General features: G+C 59.5%; 19 protein-coding genes and 1 tRNA gene. 13 read left to right on the top strand and 7 right to left on the bottom strand.

Features of this window, described 5'->3' with window-relative positions; genetic code table 11:
- Window positions 1-31 precede the first annotated feature (31 nt).
- The gene (locus ACJ8OK_RS01735) at window positions 32-946 is read right to left on the bottom strand and encodes an NAD-dependent epimerase/dehydratase family protein (RefSeq protein WP_033632595.1); all 915 of its coding nucleotides are present in this window, start codon (window positions 944-946) and stop codon (window positions 32-34) included.
- Window positions 943-2,682, bottom strand: a complete 1,740-nt coding sequence (locus ACJ8OK_RS01740) for a fatty acyl-AMP ligase (RefSeq protein WP_072062322.1) — start codon at window positions 2,680-2,682, stop codon at window positions 943-945. The genes ACJ8OK_RS01735 and ACJ8OK_RS01740 overlap by 4 nt, the downstream gene beginning before the upstream one ends.
- A gap of 739 nt (window positions 2,683-3,421) precedes the next feature.
- Between ACJ8OK_RS01740 and ACJ8OK_RS01745 the strand changes: the two genes are divergently transcribed.
- The 3 genes from ACJ8OK_RS01745 to ACJ8OK_RS01755 all read left to right on the top strand — a co-directional run bounded on the left by ACJ8OK_RS01745 (window position 3,422) and on the right by ACJ8OK_RS01755 (window position 6,134).
- Window positions 3,422-4,546: a hypothetical protein gene (locus ACJ8OK_RS01745; RefSeq protein WP_015378481.1), complete on the top strand. Its 1,125-nt coding sequence runs from the start codon at window positions 3,422-3,424 to the stop codon at window positions 4,544-4,546.
- Window positions 4,547-4,645: 99 nt separating this feature from the next.
- Window positions 4,646-5,131: a diacylglycerol kinase gene (locus ACJ8OK_RS01750; RefSeq protein WP_228392530.1), complete on the top strand. Its 486-nt coding sequence runs from the start codon at window positions 4,646-4,648 to the stop codon at window positions 5,129-5,131.
- A 103-nt stretch (window positions 5,132-5,234) separates the two neighbouring features.
- Window positions 5,235-6,134 (top strand): LysR family transcriptional regulator, encoded by a 900-nt coding sequence (locus ACJ8OK_RS01755; RefSeq protein WP_049278342.1) that lies wholly within the window; start codon window positions 5,235-5,237, stop codon window positions 6,132-6,134.
- Here the strand turns inward: ACJ8OK_RS01755 and ACJ8OK_RS01760 are convergent.
- A complete protein-coding gene (locus ACJ8OK_RS01760; RefSeq protein WP_374930162.1) occupies window positions 6,109-6,915 on the bottom strand; it encodes a substrate-binding domain-containing protein in 807 nt (268 codons plus the stop codon). The two genes, ACJ8OK_RS01755 and ACJ8OK_RS01760, sit on opposite strands and share 26 nt — an antisense overlap.
- 26 nt (window positions 6,916-6,941) lie before the next feature.
- Entirely contained in the window at window positions 6,942-8,237 is a 1,296-nt protein-coding gene (locus tag ACJ8OK_RS01765) for an MFS transporter (protein ID WP_442530350.1), read from the bottom strand.
- A 436-nt stretch (window positions 8,238-8,673) separates the two neighbouring features.
- On the opposite strand from ACJ8OK_RS01765, the gene ACJ8OK_RS01770 reads away from it, so the two are divergent.
- The 3 genes from ACJ8OK_RS01770 to ACJ8OK_RS01780 all read left to right on the top strand — a co-directional run bounded on the left by ACJ8OK_RS01770 (window position 8,674) and on the right by ACJ8OK_RS01780 (window position 10,968).
- Window positions 8,674-9,027 (top strand): type II toxin-antitoxin system RelE/ParE family toxin, encoded by a 354-nt coding sequence (locus ACJ8OK_RS01770; protein WP_235363298.1) that lies wholly within the window; start codon window positions 8,674-8,676, stop codon window positions 9,025-9,027.
- A gap of 4 nt (window positions 9,028-9,031) precedes the next feature.
- A complete protein-coding gene (locus tag ACJ8OK_RS01775) occupies window positions 9,032-9,334 on the top strand; it encodes a transcriptional regulator (protein WP_442530351.1) in 303 nt (100 codons plus the stop codon).
- Window positions 9,335-9,759: 425 nt separating this feature from the next.
- The gene (locus ACJ8OK_RS01780; RefSeq protein WP_235363297.1) at window positions 9,760-10,968 is read left to right on the top strand and encodes an aldose 1-epimerase family protein; all 1,209 of its coding nucleotides are present in this window, start codon (window positions 9,760-9,762) and stop codon (window positions 10,966-10,968) included.
- Window positions 10,969-11,041: 73 nt separating this feature from the next.
- Here ACJ8OK_RS01780 and ACJ8OK_RS01785 read toward each other — a convergent pair.
- Window positions 11,042-11,117 (bottom strand) — tRNA-Asn (locus ACJ8OK_RS01785).
- 433 nt (window positions 11,118-11,550) lie between these two features.
- Between ACJ8OK_RS01785 and ACJ8OK_RS01790 the strand changes: the two genes are divergently transcribed.
- The 5 genes from ACJ8OK_RS01790 to ACJ8OK_RS01810 all read left to right on the top strand — a co-directional run bounded on the left by ACJ8OK_RS01790 (window position 11,551) and on the right by ACJ8OK_RS01810 (window position 16,589).
- The gene (locus tag ACJ8OK_RS01790; RefSeq protein WP_033632602.1) at window positions 11,551-12,669 is read left to right on the top strand and encodes a branched-chain amino acid ABC transporter substrate-binding protein; all 1,119 of its coding nucleotides are present in this window, start codon (window positions 11,551-11,553) and stop codon (window positions 12,667-12,669) included.
- A gap of 123 nt (window positions 12,670-12,792) precedes the next feature.
- Window positions 12,793-13,707 (top strand): ABC transporter permease subunit, encoded by a 915-nt coding sequence (locus ACJ8OK_RS01795; protein WP_048324303.1) that lies wholly within the window; start codon window positions 12,793-12,795, stop codon window positions 13,705-13,707.
- A 10-nt stretch (window positions 13,708-13,717) separates the two neighbouring features.
- Window positions 13,718-15,004 carry a high-affinity branched-chain amino acid ABC transporter permease LivM gene (gene livM / locus ACJ8OK_RS01800; RefSeq protein ID WP_048324301.1) on the top strand — a complete coding sequence of 429 codons (1,287 nt, stop codon included), beginning with the start codon at window positions 13,718-13,720 and terminating at the stop codon, window positions 15,002-15,004.
- Window positions 15,001-15,876: an ABC transporter ATP-binding protein gene (locus ACJ8OK_RS01805; RefSeq protein WP_004928596.1), complete on the top strand. Its 876-nt coding sequence runs from the start codon at window positions 15,001-15,003 to the stop codon at window positions 15,874-15,876. The genes livM and ACJ8OK_RS01805 overlap by 4 nt, the downstream gene beginning before the upstream one ends.
- Complete coding sequence (locus tag ACJ8OK_RS01810) at window positions 15,873-16,589, top strand: ABC transporter ATP-binding protein (RefSeq protein WP_004928599.1); 717 nt, start codon at window positions 15,873-15,875, stop codon at window positions 16,587-16,589. The genes ACJ8OK_RS01805 and ACJ8OK_RS01810 overlap by 4 nt, the downstream gene beginning before the upstream one ends.
- A gap of 30 nt (window positions 16,590-16,619) precedes the next feature.
- Here ACJ8OK_RS01810 and ACJ8OK_RS01815 read toward each other — a convergent pair whose 3' ends face one another.
- Window positions 16,620-17,042 (bottom strand): winged helix-turn-helix transcriptional regulator, encoded by a 423-nt coding sequence (locus ACJ8OK_RS01815; protein ID WP_442530352.1) that lies wholly within the window; start codon window positions 17,040-17,042, stop codon window positions 16,620-16,622.
- Window positions 17,043-17,128: 86 nt separating this feature from the next.
- Here ACJ8OK_RS01815 and ACJ8OK_RS01820 point away from each other — a divergent pair, with 86 nt between their 5' ends.
- Window positions 17,129-18,061, top strand: coding sequence for an aromatic alcohol reductase (locus tag ACJ8OK_RS01820; RefSeq protein WP_033632604.1), 933 nt, complete (start codon window positions 17,129-17,131; stop codon window positions 18,059-18,061).
- A gap of 17 nt (window positions 18,062-18,078) precedes the next feature.
- Here ACJ8OK_RS01820 and ACJ8OK_RS01825 read toward each other — a convergent pair whose 3' ends face one another.
- The gene (locus ACJ8OK_RS01825; RefSeq protein WP_033645507.1) at window positions 18,079-18,765 is read right to left on the bottom strand and encodes an aspartyl/asparaginyl beta-hydroxylase domain-containing protein; all 687 of its coding nucleotides are present in this window, start codon (window positions 18,763-18,765) and stop codon (window positions 18,079-18,081) included.
- Between the two features lie 259 nt (window positions 18,766-19,024).
- Between ACJ8OK_RS01825 and ACJ8OK_RS01830 the strand changes: the two genes are divergently transcribed.
- Window positions 19,025-20,215: a sugar transporter gene (locus ACJ8OK_RS01830; RefSeq protein ID WP_033632605.1), complete on the top strand. Its 1,191-nt coding sequence runs from the start codon at window positions 19,025-19,027 to the stop codon at window positions 20,213-20,215.
- Window positions 20,216-20,346: the final 131 nt, after the last annotated feature.

Raw genomic sequence — 20,346 nt, forward strand, 5'->3', positions numbered from 1 at the left:
AAGAACGTTGACACACCTCTACTTGGAATAATTAAAACAGCCCTTCACGCAGCGCGCGTTCCAAACTCACCTGTGGAAACCAATTAATCTGTTGAGACAGCGCCTGATTACTGGCGGACCAGTCGCGATGCGTTAATTCGCGTATTTTGCTGCGCGTCAGCATCGGTTCTTGTTTTACCAGGCGGTTCCACACCACGCTGATATCCGCCAGGGCTTTCAGCAGCGGCAGCGGAATGCCCACCAGACGCACCGGCCCGTGACGCACGGCGGCGCCGATGTCTCGCAGGCGCAGCCAGTTATAGCCTTCGGCCACGCCGTCGCACAGTTCGTAAATATTCGGCTGCGCGGGTTCGGTTTGCACCCATTGGCTGACCGCCTTTGCCAAATCGCTCACGTGCAGAAAAGAGAGCCTGGCGTCAGGCGCGCCCAACCGGGGCAGCACGCCGCGCAGCAGGCCGTTGAACAGCGGTTTCAGCTCTTTATCGCCGGGTCCGTAAACCGCCGTCGGGCGGAAAATCCCCAGCGCGATATCGCCCGTGGCGGCGATGAGTTGCTGCTCGGCGGCCTGTTTTGAATGGGCGTACCAGGACAGCGCCGGATGGCGGGCCGCCAGCGACGACATGAACAAGAAGCGATTGCAGCGGCCGTTCTGTTTGGCCGCCTGCATCAAATTCAGGCTGCCGGTGACGTTGCAGCGGGTGAACACCGCTTCCGCATGCCCGCGCACCTGGCCCGCACAATGCACGACGCACTCCGCGCCGCGCACCAGTTCGGTGAGCGAGGGCCGATCTTCCAGCGCGCCGGGGATCCACTGCAGGTTGTCTGCGGCGGCTTTTCCGGCTTGCCGCGTCAGGGCGCGCACGCTAAACCCTTGCGCCAGCAGTTCCTGGACGATATGCCGGCCGATAAAGCCGGTCGCGCCCGTCACTGCCACGGTGCCGCTCATTGCGCGAAACCGGCCAGCTGCGGCATTTGCGGGTAGAGCGAAGCGCTCAGCCAGCGTTTCTTGGCCTCCGCGCGCGCGGGTTTGCCCGACGACGTGCGGGGAATGCTGTGCGGCGGCAGCAGCTCGATGTCCACCGCGATGCCGAACTCGCTTTGAATGCGCGCGCTCAGCGAATGCACGATTTGTTCACGGCGTTCTTCCGAACTGACTCGACACTGGATCTGCAAAATGATCCTGGCCGCTTCGTCGTGTTCTTCGGTCACGAAGGCAATCGCATCGCCGGAACGGATTTCCGGTTCGGATTCCGCGACGTACTCAATATCCTGCGGCCAGATATTGCGGCCGCGAATGATGATCAAATCCTTCTTGCGGCCGGTGACGTACAGATAGCCGTCCAGCAGATAGCCGAGATCGCCGGTGTCCATCCAGCCGGTCACCTGGATCTGCTGCTGGGACTCATCGTCGCAGAAATAGCCGTTCATCAGGCTGGGGCCGGAAATCGTGATATGGCCGACCTGACGTTCCGGCAGCGGTTGCCCGGTTTCGCTGCGGATCTCGATGCGATGGCCGGGCAGCGCACGGCCGCAGTTGACGAAGGTCGAGACGGCGCGGGTCTTCTTGCCCGGCGCGACCGCTTTACCCTCGTATTCCAAAATATCGCGGTCGACCTCGTTGGTTTGCGGGCCGGAGCAAGGGTCGGAAAAACTCACCGCCAGGGTGTTCTCGGCCAGGCCGTAGCACGGCATGAAGGCTTTGCTGTCGAAGTTGATGCTGCTGAAGTGTTCGCCAAACTGGCTGAGCAGCTCGGCCGGGATCGGCTCGGCGCCCACGCCGGCGACCCGCCAGCTGGAAAGATCCAGATCGGCCAGCTCTTTGGCGTTGCTGCGGCGCAGACACAGATCGTAGCCGAACGGCGGGGCGACGGACACCGTGCCGCGGTTCTTGGCGATCAGTTTCAGCCACTGCATCGGGCGCATGGCGAAATCTTGCGTGCGCAGGTAGTCGACGGACAGCTGGGTCGCCACCGGCGTCAGCAGGAAACCGACCAGGCCCATATCGTGATAGAAGGGCAGCCACGACACGCAGCGGTCGCCCGCGCGCAGCTTGATCCCGTCGCGACTGATCGCGTTCAGGTTCGCCATCGCCGCCCGCTGGGTGATGATCACGCCGCGCGGGAAGCGGGTGCTGCCCGAGGTGTATTGGAGATAGGCGATATCGTCGGGCGAAGGCGCCGGCAACGCGATCTCCGGCTCTGGCAAGGCGTTAAAGTCCGCGTCGCTGAGGATGTGCATCGCCGACGTGTTTTCCGTGGCCGACGCGATGAGCGGTGTCCACTCTTCGCTGCTGATGATCGCCGCGGGGTTGCAGCTGGCGATCAGCCCTTTCAGTTTGGCGGTGTAGGAGTCGCGCTGGCCAACGCCCATCGGGATCGCCAACGGCACCGCCACCAGGCCGGCATATTGGCAAGCGAAAAAGGCTTCGACGAAGCCCGGGCTGGTTTCGGCGATAAGCGCCACGCGATCGCCTTTCTTGAGCTTCAGGGACAATAAACGCCGCGCGCCCGAGATCGCTTTCTGCTGCAACGTGCGATAGTCGAGAACGGTCACGAGTTGATTGCGACGGTCGTAAAAATTCATTCCCGTATTACCGAGCGCCGCGTAATCCAACGCGTCTACTAACGTGGGGAAGTCCGCATAGCGCATGGGAAGAGAATGAACGGAACTTGTTTCAGACATAGACAAACTTAGCCATAGATTAAAAATCACCAAAAGAGAGAAATCACTCTTGGCGAGGTAATTGATGTTTTACTATGAATAGGTTTTGAATAAGTTTGTTATTCAACCATCTTCATTCCGCGAACAGCGTATATTGCCGTGCTCGAGCGGCATGCCGGTTATTAACCGGGCAGAACGTAAGTAGCCCGAGTCATCAGCCTTGAGCGGCACCCTGGCGAGATATGAGAGACTATTGTAATATCCGGGCTTCGCCGTTCTTTAGTCTGCATCTGTCGGGCAGGAAATAACTGTCGGCTCATAGGTTATGACCTCATGCATGGCTATCTTGGAACTTAAACACTTCATAAACAGTATGCCGCAAGAAATTCAAAAGTGAACGATTCATTTAAGGCTAATCTTAAAAATAGCATTAAGTGGTAAAAATGGCGGCACACCTCCTGATTAAAGTCGGTACACTAAAAGCGGCGAGTTTCTTTTACCATAACAGCACGAAATAATAAAAGAGCACTATTAGCGTAGCCTGGCTGCGCCGCTTTCTGTTTCCTTTTTTTATCAATTATGGACATCGCAGGGTGAATGTCAGGCAACACGTTGCTGATTCGCCGGGGGGGGAATATTCGGTTTTTCTTATCATTGAGCCGGAGGCAATACACAATTCAATAAAAGGCAACAGCATAAAAAATGCTAAAGGCGTTGTCGCGTGCTTATTTAATTATTTTATTAAAACGTAAGGCTATTTATGATCCGTATTGAGAAAGTTCTGGATAAACGCGAACTTAAAGAATTTATTGCTTTCCCCTCGCAACTGTTTCGCGATGATCCGAACTGGATTGAGCCGCTGCATGTAGAGCGCGAAGAGCACCTGTCAAAGAAGAATCCCGGGACCGACCATATTGAATGGCAGGCATGGGTGGCCAAAAAACAGGGCAAAGTGGTTGGGCGCATCACTGCGCAAATCGATTCTTTGCACCGGGAGCTGCATGGTGAGGATACCGGCCACTTCGGCATGATTGACGCCGTTGACGATCCCGCCGTGTTCAGCACCTTATTCACGGTAGCGGAGGAGTGGCTGAGGTCGAAAGGCGCGCGTAAAATCACCGGGCCATTCAGCCTCAATATCAATCAGGAAAGCGGCCTGTTGGTCGAAGGGTTCGATACCCCGCCTTCCGCCCTGATGACGCACGCGAAACCTTACTACGCGGCCCAGATAGCGCAGCAGGGCTACAGCGAAGGGATTGATTTGCTTGCCTATTGGATGAAAAGAACCGACCTGCATTTTTCGCCGTCGTTAACCCGGATGATGGAACAGGTGCGTAAAAAGGTGACCGTCCGCCGTCTCAATCGCAAGCGCTTTCGCGAGGAGATGCAGGTGCTGCGCGAGGTGTTCAACTCCGGGTGGCAACATAACTGGGGGTTTGTCCCGTTCACCGAGCACGAGTTCGCCACCATGGGGGATCAGCTGAAGTTCCTGGTGCCCGACGATATGATCCATATCGCCGAGGTGGATGGCGCCCCCTGCGCCTTTATCGTCGGTCTGCCGAACATTAACGAAGCGATTGCCGATCTGCAGGGGCGTTTATTGCCGTTCGGCTGGGCGAAGCTATTGTGGCGCCTGAAAGTCAGCGGCGTGCGCACCGCGCGCGTGCCGTTGATGGGCGTACGCCAGGAATATCAATTCAGCCGCATCGGGCCCATTATTGCGCTGCTGCTGATTGAGGCGCTGCGCGAGCCTTTCGCGAAGCGCAATATCGACGCGCTGGAAATGTCGTGGATCCTGGAAACCAATACCGGCATGCGGACGATTTTAGAACGCATCGGCGCGGTACCGTACAAGCGTTACCGCTTGTACGAGAAAACGCTTTAAGCGGCTGATATCGCGTCCCCTTTTTACGCTCCCAGAATAATAACCGCGCCAGGGCATTTTCGGGCGGTGCCGTTTCAGGAGCAGGGTGACGGCGAGTGAGTGAATGCATCGTTTTCTGAAAGAGAACGGTTAAGGTTTTTAATTAATAAACTTGAGATAAATTCACGCTGCGTGATTTATTTGCGAGTGACTGTCGCAGTTTTGACGAGAGCTGATTGTATGCCTGTGGAAAAGAAAAAAGGAATAAGCCGATTAACCTACAGCATTAGGAATTCCTGGGCCGGGTTTATTGATGCTGTGCTTACCGAAGATGCGTTCCGCCAATTATTGGTTATTAACGCTATTTTACTGGTTGTTACATTTGGTTTGGATATTACAAATATAGAAAGGCTGTTATTAATCACCTGCAGTTTTCTGCTATTGGTGGTTGAGCTGCTTAATACGGCGATTGAAACCGTAGTCGATCGCATTTCGCTGGAATTACATCCGTTATCCAAACGCGCCAAAGATTTGGGCGGCGCAGCGCAACTGGTAGCCGTGGTGATGACTATCATTATTTGGGGAATGGTGCTGCTGGGGCGATAGGGGCTTGGGTGGTTCAACCACCCAGTCGGTGAACGTGGCGATATAAGCGGTTATCATCGCTGTTTTGCGTCTTCTGCCATTTAAGCAAGGAGAGTTGGCCGTTATGCCCGTGAATTTTGATCTCAACGATCTCTATGCGTTTCGCGCGCTGGTGGAGTATGGCAATTTTCGGCTGGCCGCAGAGTCCATCTGCCTGTCCCAGTCGGCATTGAGCCGCAGGATTGAGAAGCTGGAAAACGCGCTGGGCATCAAGCTGTTCGATCGCACCACCCGGCGCGTGACCTTGACGCTGTACGGGCAGGCTTTTGCCGAACGTTCGGAACAGCTGCTGATGAACGTCGAAGCGGTGATGGCCGATATCGATAAGGTCAGCCAGGAGCGGGTGGGGCTGGTTACCGTCGCCACGGTGCCCTCGGCGGCCTACTATTTCATGCCCGACGTGATACGCCGTTTCCGGCTGCGCTATCCGCGCGTGCGCGTCAAGCTGATCGACGGCAGCGCAGGTAATGTCATCGAGGCGGTCACCGGCGGCCAGGCCGATTTCGGCATCTGCTTCGCCGGGCGGCTGCAGCCTAATCTTGAATTTGTGCCGTTGGTGGGAGACGTCTACGTGGCCGCCTGCCGGCGCGACCATCCGCTCGCCGCTAAAAAGAGCCTCACCTGGCAAGAGTTCTATCAGCAGGATTACGTCTCGCTGGATAAAACCTCCGGCAATCGCAATCTGCTCGATCAGCGCCTGGAACACCTCGTGCCGGAACGCCCCAGCGTGTGTGAAACTCGCCATGTGACGACCATGCTGGGCATGGTTGAGGCGGGCATCGGCATTGCCGCCGTGCCCGCCATGTCGATGCCCACTTCAGAACATTCGGTGTTGACGTCGGTATCGCTGGTTGATCCGGTGGTGAAACGCACCGTCGGTTTGATCCGGCGCCGCGGCCGCATGCAGTCTTTCGTCGCCGCCGAGCTGGAAAAGCTGATTACTGAACAGTATCACTCTGCCTGACCGGCTGCTGCGCCGGCACGGTTCGCATGCCGGTCGCGCGAATGGTCGGCTGTGCCTGAGAGGAGGCGAGGAAGTCCAGCAACGCTTTGCCTTCGCGGCGGTGCTCGGCATTGGCGGTCACCGCGCCGGCGAAGCGGGTGATGTACTGCACGTTTTCCGGCAACTCGCCGATAAAGGTGACGCCCGCCACGGGCAGCAATTCGCTCACCTGCTGGAAGCCCAGCGCGTATTTCCCCTGCGCCACTTCAGAGGCCACCGGAATGCGCTCAACCTTATGCGCTTTCCCTTTCACCTGTTCCTCGATGCCCAGTTTTTTGAACAGTTGGCCGCTGACATAGCGGCCGCTGGCGCTGTCTGAATAGGCGAAAGAGTCAGCCTGCAGCAAGACATTGCGCAGCTCGGCATCCGTTTTTATCACCGGCTTGGGCGCGCCCTGTTTCACCACCATGCCGATCGGCGAATCGGCCAGCTCCACGCGCGAACCCGGCTGGGTCCAGCGCTCTTTTTCCAGTTGGGTGAGCGCGTCGCCCACCATGATCAGCACATCGGCTTGCTCTCCGCGCGCCAGCCGCGCGGGGATCGCCTGCGGCGTTTTGCCCATCGAGGGGCCGGACACCAGAATGATTTTGTCGCCACTTTGAGCTTCATATTCCGGAGCCAGCTTCTCCAGCGCGGCTTTGAAGCCGCCGGAAATCATGACGGTCACGTCTTTGGCCAGCGCCGCCGTACTGCAGGAGGCGCACACCAGCGCGGCGAGGATCGAACGAGTGAGTTTTTGCATGGCATCATTCCTTTTGAGATGGCGGCTTAGCGCGCGGTTTGCAGCGGCATGGCGATGCGGCGATACATATACAGCGTCGCCAGCAGGGCGCACAACGCGGCGAAGCTCATCCAGTAGCCCGGTGAAGCCTTGTCGCCGGTGTATTCGATCAACGCGGTGGAGACCACCGGCGTAAAGCCGCCGAACACCGCCGTCGCCAGGCTGTAGGCCAGCGAGAACCCGGCCACCCGCACTTCCGTTGGCATGATCTCCGTCAACGCCGGGATCATGGCGCCGTTGTAGAGGCCGTAAATGAAGGACAGCCACAGCAGCACGGCCAGCATCATGCCGAAGCTGGGGGCGGCGGCGAGCAGGCTCAGCGCCGGGTAGGCGGTGGCCAACGTCAGCAACGTCATGGTGACCAGCACCGGTTTGCGGCCGAAACGGTCCGACAGCGCGCCGCCGATGGGCAGCCAGATGAAGTTAGAGATCGCCACCAGCAGGGTGACCAGCAAGCTGTCGGAAGCGCTGAGCAGCAGCACCTTTTTGCCGAAGGTTGGCGCATAGACGGTGATCAGGTAAAACGCGGTGGTGGTCATGGCGACCATCAGCATGCCGGCGATCACCACCGGCCAGTTTTTCAGCAGGGTTTTAAACACGTCGCGCATCGCCAGGTGGTGACGGCGAGCGGTAAATTCCTGCGTCTCTTCCAGCTTGCGGCGCAGGAAGAAGATGAAGGGAACGATCAGGCAGCCGAACAGGAAAGGAATGCGCCAACCCCATTCGCGAATGGCGCTTTCTTCCAGCGCCGCATTGAGCGCGAAGCCCATGGCCGCCGCTACCATGATAGCCACCTGCTGGCTGCCGGACTGCCAGCTGGTGTAGAAGCCTTTACGGCCCGGCGTGGCGATTTCGGCCAGATAGACGGACACGCCGCCCAGCTCCGCGCCCGCCGAGAAGCCTTGCAACAGACGCCCGCACAGCACCAGCAGCGGCGCCCAAAGCCCGATGCTCTGGTAAGAGGGGATCAATACGATCAGGAAGGTGCCCGCGGCCATGATCGACAGGGTGACGATCAGCCCTTTGCGGCGGCCGACTTTATCGATGTAAGCGCCCAGCACGATGGCGCCGATCGGGCGCATCAGAAAACCTGCGCCGAATACCGCGAAGGTCATCATCAGCGAGGCGAACTCGCTGCTGGCCGGGAAAAAGGTGTGTGCGATGTAGGTAGCGTAAAAGCCGAACAGGAAAAAATCGAACTGCTCTAAAAAGTTGCCGGAGGTGACGCGCAGTATCGCGCCGGATCTGGCCCGGGTGGTCATGGGTGAGGTAGAGGAATGCATCGTTATCTCCAGTTTGTTATTGGCGCCTGACGCCGCGCCTGTTGCTGAAGACTCGCTCAGGAAAATAAAGTAAATAAGCGCAATAAACGCATGGCGCGATGCGTTTGGCGCATCAATCGGCGTTAACAATGTTGCCTAACCCGATGTAACGTGGCGTTAACAAGTTTGCCGCTCACCGCCCGCTGCGCAGAACGCCGAAAACGTTATGCGCTTTTTGTGACAGGGTTCATAAAGGGGCGCGGGGAAGCGCCCGTGCCTCTGAACGATTATTCGATACCGCTCGTAAAAAGGTGAATGCCGCGCACTGCGTTTGCAAAATGCGTGGATGTACGTTCAGCCTTGCAGTAACAACGCATGCCTTTGCATGCTATCCCAGCGCCTCTCTGCTATAGCTTTACATCTATATAGTTACTGATCTATATTTTAGGGAGGTCCCGTGTGGGAAATTAAAACAACGGATGCATTTGATCATTGGTTCAGATCACTCAGCGATGCCGACCGGGCCTGCGTGCTTGCTGCATTGATGGTCCTGCGGGAAAAAGGGCCCGGCTTGCCCAGGCTCTACGCCGATACGGTTAAAGGCTCGCGTTACAGCAACATGAAAGAGCTGCGTATTCAGAGCCGTGGCGAACCGTTGCGGGCATTCTTCGCCTTCGATCCGTACCGCGTCGGCATGGTGCTTTGCGCGGGCAATAAAGCGGGCGATGAAAAACGTTTTTACGATCGAATGCTGCAGATTGCCGATCGGGAATTCACGAATTGGCTGAACACATTAAACGAGAAGGAGTGACGCGATGGGCAGAACGCTGGAACAGCTTATTGCGGAGGAAAAGCCCGAGGTCGTGGCCGAAGCGCAGGCAATCGCGACGGACATCATGCTGAACATTCACCTTGCCGAGCTGCGTGAAAAAGTACAGAAAACGCAGGTTGAAATGGCGCAGGCGCTGGGGATCAGGCAGCCGACCGTCGCCGTGATGGAAAAACCGGGCCGCGATCTGAAACTTTCCTCGCTCAAACGCTATGTTGAGGCGGCGGGCGGCAAACTGCGCCTGGATGTCGAACTGCCGGACGGTTCGCACTACGAATTTGTGCTGTAAGCGCTAACGGCAGAAAAGCACAAAACCCGCTCAGGTCTTCCTGAGCGGGCTTTGTGCACCAGGGCTCCTTTGACACGAGCAGGCGGCCGTGAAAGCAAAGAGGCTCAAGACAGGCTGGCTGTGTGAGCGCTTTCGTTTGGGCTGGATAGCGTTAAACAAGCCCCCCAAGCTACCTTCGCGATGTCTTGCTTTCCCGTAACTGTCTCCTTGCTCCTTAGCTGAAACGATACAAATTATGTTGATGAATAGCTCGTTTCATGTGCAAAAACTCAATATCTTTCATTAGAACTGCGATGAAATTCGTATTTTTATCGCGCTATTACTTCAAATACTCACCCGGTGAAGCTCATCACATTTCTTTAACCTGCTTAACAGTAGATTTTCCTTGTTTAGAAAAAAATCGATTCAGCTAAAGGGGAAGGGAAATGAAAAAGACATGGGTTATGGCGGTGTTTTCCGCCCTGATTTCAGGGCAGGCGGCGGCGCAGAGTTGGGTGCTGACCAGCGCTGAAGATGGCGTGGAGAAAGGAAACTGGAAGATTTCGAGCGAGGCGCTGAAGGTGAAGGATAAAACGTTCAGCATCGAGCAGAAAGTGCTGCACGGCGGCAAGCAAGAAGGCAGCAAAGTCCTGATTATCCGCAGCCAGGATGGCCTGACCATCACGCTGAGTCCCTCCCGCGGCATGAACCTCCTGCGGGCAGAAGGCTTTGGCGCGAAAATGGGATGGGATTCACCGGTCAAAGAGGTGGTCAACCCCGCTTTTATCAATCTGGAAAGCCGCAATGGGCTCGGCTGGCTGGAAGGTTTCAATGAGATGATGGTGCGTTGTGGCTATGAGTGGACCGGTCATCCGGTGACCGAAGGAGGGCAAATTTACACGTTGCACGGCAAAGCGGGCAATACGCCGGCCTCGCGGGTTGAGGTTGAGGTAGCGGATACGGCGCCGTATGAAATTCGTATTCGCGGCCTGATCAAAGAGAGCACATTCAAAAAAGCCGATCTGCAAACCCTCACCGAATTGCGCTATGTGCCCGGCAGCAACAGTTTCAGCCTGCATGATGTGTTAACCAACCGGGCAGATTATCCCCATGACTACCAGATTATTTATCACAGCAATTTCGGCGCGCCGATTCTGGAAAATGGCGCCCGTTTCCTGGCGCCGATGGCCAGCATCAGCCCGTTTAACGACTATGCCAAAGCCGGGCTGAAGACCTGGGGAACCTATGCCGGCCCAACCAAAGGGTTCGATGAAATGGTCTTTAACATTAAGCCATTATCGGATCCGAATCATCAGACACTGGCGGCGCTGGTCAATAACGCGGGCGACAAAGGGGTGGCGATTCAGTTCGATACCCGCCAGTTGCCCGTCCTGACGCTGTGGAAGAATACCGATACGTTAAAACAAGGGTATGTGACGGGGATTGAGCCGGGCACCAGCTATGCCTACCCGGTTACCGTCGAGCGCGAACAAAAACGCGTCAAGCAGTTGCAGCCTGGCGCCAGTGCGCAGTTTGATCTGACCTATACCTTGCTGCACAGCAAAGCGCAGGTGGCGGATCTGGAGAAGAAGATTGCTGATATTCAGGGTAAGGTAAAAATTGATGAGAATGCCGCGCCGATAGCCAAAGAGTAACGCTGCCTGTCGACGCGTTTAGCGTTAAAGCAAAAAGCCCGCTTAAGTTGCCTTAAGCGGGCTTTTCTAAATATGGCTCCTCTGACTGGACTCGAACCAGTGACATACGGATTAACAGTCCGCCGTTCTACCGACTGAACTACAGAGGAATCGTTGGAACGGGGCGAATAATAGCGGGGCGCCCGGGGTTTGTCAAAGCGCTAAACTGCAAAAAAAGCGCGTTTGCTGAGGGAATGAACACCTTGCGCTGTTTTTCGGCATTTTCCATCGCTGTGCGGTGATTTTGCGGCCCACAACGATTGCACAAGCCTTTGCACGGCGATGGTGCAGGGCCGTTCTCCCTCTCATGCTAGCCGCACTGCCCATACTCTCGGTTATCCCCGCTACACGCCGCGCTGCAACTGATATGTAGGATGAATAAGCAAACAATATGTATTCGTCGTCACAATGGCTGGATTTTTGCTTACCCATTTTTGGGGAATGCGACTGCGCTCTCAAGAAAATTATTTTCCCCGTCTACACATAAAGTGACTGATCCGCGCCCCAGGGCGTTTCGCTACAACAGTGCTGAGGAAGATAACAATGTCATCGAAATTGATAAAAAGTCCGCTCGCTGCTTTGCTCATCGGTTGTTTAGGTACGGCTTTTTCCGCGCAGGCCGATATCGTCATCGGCGTCGCCGGGCCGTTCTCCGGGCCGAACGCCACCTATGGCGATCAGTATTGGCGCGGGGCTTCGCAGGCGGCGGCGGACATCAACGCCGCCGGCGGGATCAAAGGGGAAAAAATCAAACTGGTGCAGGGGGATGACGCCTGCGAACCGAAGCAGGCGGTCGCGGTCGCCAACCGGCTGGTGGATCAGGACAAGGTGTCGGCGGTGGTCGGCCACTTCTGTTCCTCATCCACCATGCCCGCTTCCGAGGTGTATGACGAGGCCGGCATCATCGCCATTACCCCCGGCTCCACCAATCCGCAGATCACCGAGCGCGGCATGAAGAGCATGTTCCGCATGTGCGGGCGCGACGATCAGCAGGGCGTGATCGCCACCAACTACATGTTGGATACGCTGAAGGCCAAGCGCATCGCGGTGATCCACGATAAAGACACCTATGGCCAGGGGCTGGCGGACGCAGCGAAGGCGGCGATGAACAAGCGCGGGGTCAAGGAAGTGCTGTATGAGGGGCTGTCGCGCGGTGAGAAAGACTTCAACGCGCTGGTGACCAAGATCGCCTCGGTCAAGCCTGACGTAGTCTACTTCGGCGGCTGCCATCCGGAAGCCGGGCCGCTGGTGCGCCAGATGCGCGAACAGGGCGTGACCGCCAAGTTCTTCTCCGGCGACTGCGTGGTGACCGAAGAGCTGGTGACCGCCGCCGGCGGGCCGCAGTACACCAACGGCGTGCTGATGACCTTCGGCAACGATCCGCGCCTGATCCCGGAGGGCAAGGCGGTGATCGCCAAGTTCCGCGCCAGTGGCTTTGAGCCGGAAGGCTACACCCTCTATTCCTACGCCTCGATCCAGGCGATCGCCGCCGCCTTCAACGCCACCGGCGGCAAAGACAGCGCCAAGGCCGCCGAATGGCTGAAGTCACACGACGTGGACACCGTGATGGGCAAGAAAGCCTGGGATCAGAAGGGCGATCTGAAGGTCTCGGACTACGTGGTCTATCAATGGGATGACAAGGGCAAATATCACCAGCTGTAAACGGCCGAACCGTGAAGTTATGACCCTATGACCGACGGGCCGCCGCCCTGGCGCGCCCGTTCCGCGATGACCTTTGGCCGCGTCGGACTGCGTTGGCGGCCTTACCAGGCGAGACTGCTCATTATGGATGTATTCTTTCTGCAACAGCTGATCAACGGCCTGACCCTCGGCGCGGTGTATGGCCTGATCGCCATCGGCTACACCATGGTTTACGGCATCATCGGCATGATTAACTTCGCCCACGGCGAGGTATATATGATCTCCGCCTACCTGTGCGCCATCGGTTTGGCGCTGCTGTCGTTCTTCGGGCTGCACTCGTTTCCGCTGCTGATCCTCGGCACGCTGGTGTTCACCATCGTCATCACCGGGGTGTACGGCTGGGTAATCGAGCGCATCGCCTACAAGCCGCTGCGCAACTCCACCCGTCTGGCGCCGCTGATCTCCGCCATCGGCATGTCGTTAATCCTGCAAAACTACGCGCAGATAAGCCAGGGGCCGCGCCAGCAGGGCATCCCGACGCTGCTGAGCGGCGTGTTCCGCCTGGAGTTCGACGGCGGCGTGGTGCAGATCACCTACACCAAAGTGTTCATTCTGGTGGCGTCGCTGCTCGGTATGGCGATCCTCACCTACATCATTCAGCGCACCCGGCTGGGGCGCATCTGCCGCGCCACCCAGCAGGATCGCAAAATGGCTTCGATTCTCGGCATCAATACCGATCGGGTGATCTCGCTGGTGTTCGTGATCGGCGCCGCCATGGCCGGGTTGGCCGGGGTGCTGATCACCATGAACTACGGCACCTTCGATTTTTACGTCGGCTTTATCATCGGCATCAAGGCCTTCACCGCCGCGGTGTTGGGCGGCATCGGCTCGCTGCCGGGCGCGATGCTGGGCGGGCTGCTGCTCGGCGTGGCGGAGGCGCAGTTCGCCGGCATGGTGAATTCGGATTACAAGGACGTGTTCTCCTTCGGGTTGCTGGTGGCGATCCTGATCTTCCGCCCGCAGGGCCTGCTCGGCCGGCCGCTGGTCGCCAAGGTTTAAGGAGAACGCCATGTCGCAATTCGTAATCAACGGCGGGCTGGACGTCAAACGCAGCCTGCTGGACGCCGTTTTGGCCGGGCTGATCGCCCTGATCGTGTTCGGGCCGATCGTCGGCATCGTGCTGAACGGCTACAGCTTCAACTTCGAGCCGCATCGGCTGGTATGGATCATCGCCGCGGTGATGGCCGGGCGGCTGCTGCTGAGCCTGTTCCTGCAAACCGCGCCGGGGCGCAGGGTGTTGGCGCGCTTCGACGGCGGCAACGACGGCGTTTACGTGCGGCCGCTGGGCTATAAATCCAACCTGCGCTGGATCCTGCCGCTGATGGCGGCGATCGCGCTGCTGTTCCCGTTTGTCGCCACCAAATACCTGCTGACGGTGGCGATCCTCGGCCTGATCTACGTGCTGCTCGGCTTGGGGCTGAACATTGTGGTCGGGCTGGCGGGGCTGCTCGATCTGGGGTACGTGGCGTTTTACGCCATTGGCGCCTACGGGCTGGCGCTGGGCTACCAATATCTCGGGCTGGGGTTTTGGGCGATGCTGCCGCTGGGGGCGCTGATGGCGGCGCTGGCCGGCGCACTGCTGGGTTTTCCGGTGCTGCGCATGCACGGCGACTACCTGGCGATCGTTACGCTGGGTTTCGGCGAGATCATTCGGCTGGTGCTGAACAACTGGATGTCGCTCACCGGCGGACCGAACGGCGTCTCGGTGCCGGCGCCGACGGTGTTCGGCCTGGAGTTCGGCCGGCGCGCCAAAGACGGCGGGGTGCCGATCCACGAGTTTTTCGGCATCGATTACAACCCGAATCTCAAGTTCATTTTCATCTACGCGGTGCTGTTTTTGGTGGTGCTGCTGGTGCTGTATATCAAGCACCGGCTGACGCGCATGCCGATCGGCCGCGCCTGGGAGGCGCTGCGCGAGGATGAGATCGCCTGCCGTTCTCTGGGGCTGAATCACGTGTTGGTGAAGCTGTCGGCGTTTATGCTCGGCGCTTCCACCGCCGGGCTGGCGGGGGTGTTCTTCGCCACCTACCAGGGCTTCGTCAACCCGACTTCGTTCACCTTCTTCGAGTCGGCGCTGATCCTGGCGATCGTGGTGCTGGGCGGCATGGGCTCCACCCTCGGCGTGGTGCTGGCGGCCTTCGTGCTGACGGTGGCGCCGGAGCTGCTGCGCAGCTTCGCCGAATACCGGGTGCTGCTGTTCGGCGTGCTGATGGTGGCGATGATGATCTGGCGGCCGCGCGGGCTGGTGCGCATCAGCCGATCCAGCTTCGCCGAACGCAAGGGGGTGGCGCCATGAGCGACGCCATTTTGCGGGTGGAACACCTGATGATGCACTTTGGCGGCATCAAAGCGCTGAACGACGTCAATCTGGAGGTGGAACGCGGCTCCATCACCGCGCTGATTGGCCCCAACGGCGCCGGCAAGACCACGGTATTCAACTGCCTGACCGGCTTTTACCGCGCCAGCGGCGGCGCGATCCTGCTCAATACCCACAAGCGGCCGACCGACGTGATCCAGGTGCTGGGGCAGAAGTTCCGCGCCGGCGACTGGATACGCCCAAAGCGGCTCGGTTCGCGCCTCTATTACAAGATGTTCGGCGGCACCCACCTGGTGAACCGCGCCGGGCTGGCGCGCACCTTCCAAAATATCCGTCTGTTCCGCGAAATGTCGGTGGTGGAGAACCTGCTGGTGGCGCAGCACATGCAGAGCAACCGCAACCTGATCGCCGGGGTGCTGAATACGCCGGGCTACCGCCGGGCGGAGAGCGCCGCGCTCGATCACGCCTTCTACTGGCTGGAGGTGGTGGATCTGGTGAGCTGCGCCAACCGGCTGGCGGGGGAGATGTCTTACGGCCAGCAGCGGCGGCTGGAGATCGCGCGCGCCATGTGCACCGCGCCGGAGATGATCTGCCTCGATGAGCCGGCCGCCGGGCTGAACCCGGTGGAGACGGCCACGCTGAGCCGCATCATTCGCTTCCTGCGGCAGCATCACGGCATCACGGTGCTGTTGATCGAGCATGACATGGGCATGGTAATGGAGATCTCCGATCGGGTGATCGTGCTCGATCACGGCGATGTGATCGCCCGCGGCACGCCGCAGGAGATCCAGCACAACGAGGCGGTGATCGCCGCCTACCTGGGCGCGGATGAAGAGGAGCTGGCGGGATGAGCGAAGCGATGTTGGAATTTCGCGAAGTGGATGTGTTTTACGGGCCGATCCAGGCGCTGCGCCAGGTGTCGCTGCAGGTGAACGCCGGGGAGACGGTGGCGCTGATCGGCGCCAACGGCGCGGGCAAGTCCACGCTGTTGATGTCGATCTTCGGCCAGCCGCGCATCGCCGGCGGGCAGATCCTGTTTGGCGGCGAGGACATCAGCCGTCGCTCCACGCACTTTGTTGCCAGCAGCGGCATCGCGCAGGCGCCGGAGGGGCGGCGCATCTTTCCGGACATGAGCGTGGAGGAGAACCTGCTGATGGGCACCATCACCGTCGGCAATCGCTACCTGGAGGAGGATTTGCCGCGCATGTTCGAGCTGTTTCCGCGCCTCAAGGAGCGGCGCAACCAGCGGGCGATGACCATGTCCGGCGGCGAGCAGCAGATGCTGGCGATCGCCCGCGCGCTGATGAGCCGGCCGAAGCTGTTGCTGTTGGACGAGCCGAGCCTGGGGCTGGCGCCGATCGTGGTGCGGCAGATCTTCGGCGTGCTGCGCGAGCTGACCCGCAGCGGCATGACGCTGTTTCTGGTGGAGCAGAACGCCAACCACGCGCTGAAACTGTCCGATCGCGGCTATGTGATGGTCAATGGCCAGATCCGCCTCACCGGCAGCGGCCAGGAGCTGTTGAACGATCCGGAGGTGAGAAAGGCCTATCTGGGCGGCGGCTGAGCGCCGCCCCACGGGCAGGGATGCCCGCGTTCATTTTTCAGCGGCGTTGCGCTCTTGGCCATCGTAGTGCGAACGGGCCGCTCTGAAGGCGTCGGCGGAGGCGATAATCCACGACCAGAGCGGCAGCATGTTGAGCAGCATCTCTTCCCCCGCGTCGGTGATGGTGTAAACCACGCGGGGCAGTTTCTCCTGATAATCGCAGCGCGATATCAGCCCGTCCCGCTCGAGATGGCGCAGCGTCCGCGTCAGCATTCTCTGCGTCACGCCCGCCAGTTGGCGGCTTATCTCGCCGTGGCGCAGCGGCCCGTGAGTGCCCAGGATATGCAATATCCCCAGCGACCAACGGTTGCCCGCATGCGCGAGGATCTCACGCTTCAACCCTTCATCGTCGTTGCTCAGTTCTTCACAGAACGCCTGCGAAAATTGCAGTAGCGCTGCGCGATCGCTCGTCATATTCCTCTCCGGTATCACGCGTGTACCTAATTGAACCCGTTTTTGTCAGCTGTCAGGATGACGCAGTGTCAAGACAGGAGGCAAGCATGAAATCCACAAATCCATCTATCAATACCGTGCTCATACTCGGCGCCGGTGAACTGGGGTTGCCGGTACTGCGAGCGATGAGCCGGCAGGCTCGGTTATCTCCATCTTTAAAAATCAGCGTGCTGCTCCGGCCGGAGGCTGCACGCGCCGTCAGCGGCCCGCTCCGGGCGCGGCGGGATGCGCTGGCGCGGCTCGGCATCGCCGTGGTGGAAGGCGATCTGCAGCAAAACGGCGTGGAGGCGCTGAGCGCGCTATTCCGTTCCTTCGACGCGGTGATCAACTGCAGCGGCTTTGTCGGCGGGGCGGGCACGCAGATAAAGATCACCCAGGCCGTCTTGCAGGCGGGCGTGGCGCGCTATTTCCCGTGGCAGTTCGGCGTGGACTACGATGTCGTGGGTAAAGGCAGCGGGCAACAGGTGTGGGATGAACAGCTTGAGGTGCGCCACCTGCTGCGTGCGCAGAAGGCGACGGAGTGGGTGATTGTTTCCACGGGCATTTTTACCAGCTACCTGTTTGACCCCGCCTTTGGCGTGGTGGATGCGGCAAGCAAAACGGTGCGCGCGCTGGGCGACTGGCGCTACGCGGTGACGCTGACCACCCCTGAGGACATTGGCCGGCTGACGGCCGCGATTTTTTTCCATCGGCCCGCGTTTCGCAACCAGGCGGTTTATATCGCCGGCGACACGCTGACCTACCGCGAGCTTGCCGAACTTATGCAGGCGCACTGGGGCGTGGAGGTCAACAGGATCCTGTTGGACAAAGAGCGGCTGCGGGAAGATGTGCGGAACCATCCGCGTGACGTCGGCGCCAAATACCGGCTGGCTTTCGCCCGGCCCGACGGCGTGGCCTGGGATAAGGCGAAAACCTTCAATGCGCGCCAGGGCATAGCCACCACCACCGCCGAGCAGTGGCTGGCTTCTCAGGGCGGTTAATCGCCTGAGCGCCGCAGTCAGAACTGGCGCTGCATCCAGCGCACGTTCAGCCGCACCAGCGCGATGATGGCGCCGGAGAGCAGTCGCAGCCCGGCGGGCATGTCGCGGCGGCGGATGTCCAGCAGCAGCACGGTGCGCACCTGCGGGCTGTCGTTCCATACCTCGTGCTCGAAGGTATCGTCCCACAGCATGAACTCCCCCTCGTGCAGCCGGTATTCGCGGCCGTCCACTTTCAGCACCGCCGCCGGCGCGCCGTCGGCGCGTTTGGGCATGTCCAGCACCAGATAGCCGCGCAGAATGCCGCGAAACGGCCCGCGATGGGGCGGCACCTGTTTGCCGGGCGCCAGGAAGGAGAGCGAGGCGGACAGCACGTCAGGCGACGAAGCGATCAGCGCCGCCAGCGTCGGGCAGCGCGCCAGGTTGTGGGGGATGGGCTGGCCATAGGCCTTCATGATGAACATGCGCCAGTCGCGCGCGTCATTGGCGGAGATCGACGCCTGCTGGCTCATGATCTCGTGAAAACGGGGAATATTGTGCAGATCGTGGGCGACGGTCAGCGCCTCTTCGCGGATCTGCCGCCATTGGGCGGTGAAACGTTCGGCGTCGGGGAACAGCGCGGCGCTGTCGAGCACCGGTTGGCCCTGAATGCGGCGATCGTAAACATTGCGCAATGCGAGCACGGACCAATCATAAATCGCGGACATCATAATGACCTCGCCTCAGGAAACGCCAAAGGGACACTGCGCGCTTCTTCGGCGCGGCGCGTGGACGGCCTGGGAAGAACGGCAGGAAAAATTGGTACGCTTCAATAGATTAGCACAGCATTTTGGCAACCGTGCGTCGGTGAGCGTGTCGATGGGCGGTGAAAAAAACCACACAATTAAAGTGTGACGCATATCGCATTTATCGGGCCGGTTGGTTAAAATATCGCAACTTGCCGCACCTGTCCGGATTTTGTTTACCATGGAACACGCTCCCGTTTCGCGCTCAACCGCCTGGTTGCGCGTGGTTATCCTTGCCGTCTCGGCCTTTATCTTCAACACCACCGAGTTTATTCCGGTCGGTCTGCTGAGTGATATCGCCGCCAGCTTCTCGATGCAAACCGAACAGGTCGGCTTGATCATTACCATTTACGCCTGGATCGTCGCCGCCGCCTCGTTGGCGTGCATGCTGCTGACCAGCAAGATTGAGCGCCGCAAGTTGCTGATCGGCGTGTTCATGCTGTTTATCGCCAGCCACGTGCTGACCGCCGTGGCCTGGAACTTCACCACGCTGGTCATTTCGCGCGCCGGCGTGGCGCTGGCGCACTCGGTGTTCTGGTCTATCACCGCCTCGCTGGCGATCCGCGTGGCGCCGCCGGGCAAGAAAGCCCAGGCGCTGAGCCTGCTGGCGGGCGGCACCGCGCTGGCGATGGTGCTCGGGCTGCCGCTCGGGCGGGTGGTCGGGCAGCTGCTCGGCTGGCGCATGACCTTTATCGGCATCGCGGTGTGCGCCACCCTGGCGCTGGTGCTGCTGTGGCGCCTGCTGCCGGTGCTGAAAAGCGAGCATTCCGGTTCGCTGGCCAGCGTGCCGCTGCTGTTCAAGCGCCCGGCGCTGGTGGCGCTTTACATGCTGACCATCATTGTGGTGACGGCGCACTTCACCGCCTACAGCTACATTGAGCCGTTTATCCAGACCGTGGCCGGGCTGTCGGAGAACTTCACCACGCTGATGCTGCTGCTGTTCGGCGCCGCCGGCATCGTCGGCAGCCTGCTGTTCAGCCGCTACAGCGAGCGGTTTCCTTCCGGCTTCTTCATCGGCGCCATCACGCTGCTGGCCTTGAGCCTGCTGCTGCTGTTGCCGGCGGCCGGCAGTGAAAGCCACCTGACGGTGCTGTGCATCTTCTGGGGGATGGCGATCATGGCGATCGGCCTGTCGATGCAGGCCAAAGTGCTGAGCCTGGCGCCGGACGCTACCGACGTGGCGATGGCGATTTTCTCCGGCCTGTACAACTTCGGCATCGGCAGCGGCGCGCTGCTGGGCAACCAGGTGAGCCTGCATCTGGGCATGGGCAATATCGGCTTCGTCGCCGCGCCGCTGGCGCTGATCGCCCTCGGCTGGTGCCTGTTGAGCGTCTACCGCAGCGAACGGCTGCAGCAGCACCACAGCCGTTAACCTGCCGATTCGGGATGCCGCTGCGGCATCCCGCGCTACATTTTCCTGCTATAAAACAGGCTGCTGCAGCGTTTTATGCTTAACTTTTTTTCATAGTCTGCTAATTAAAAATTTAACTCCGACGCCGCTTC

The organism is Serratia sp. CY71090 (assembly GCF_052166845.1).
Taxonomy (GTDB): domain Bacteria; phylum Pseudomonadota; class Gammaproteobacteria; order Enterobacterales; family Enterobacteriaceae; genus Serratia; species Serratia nematodiphila.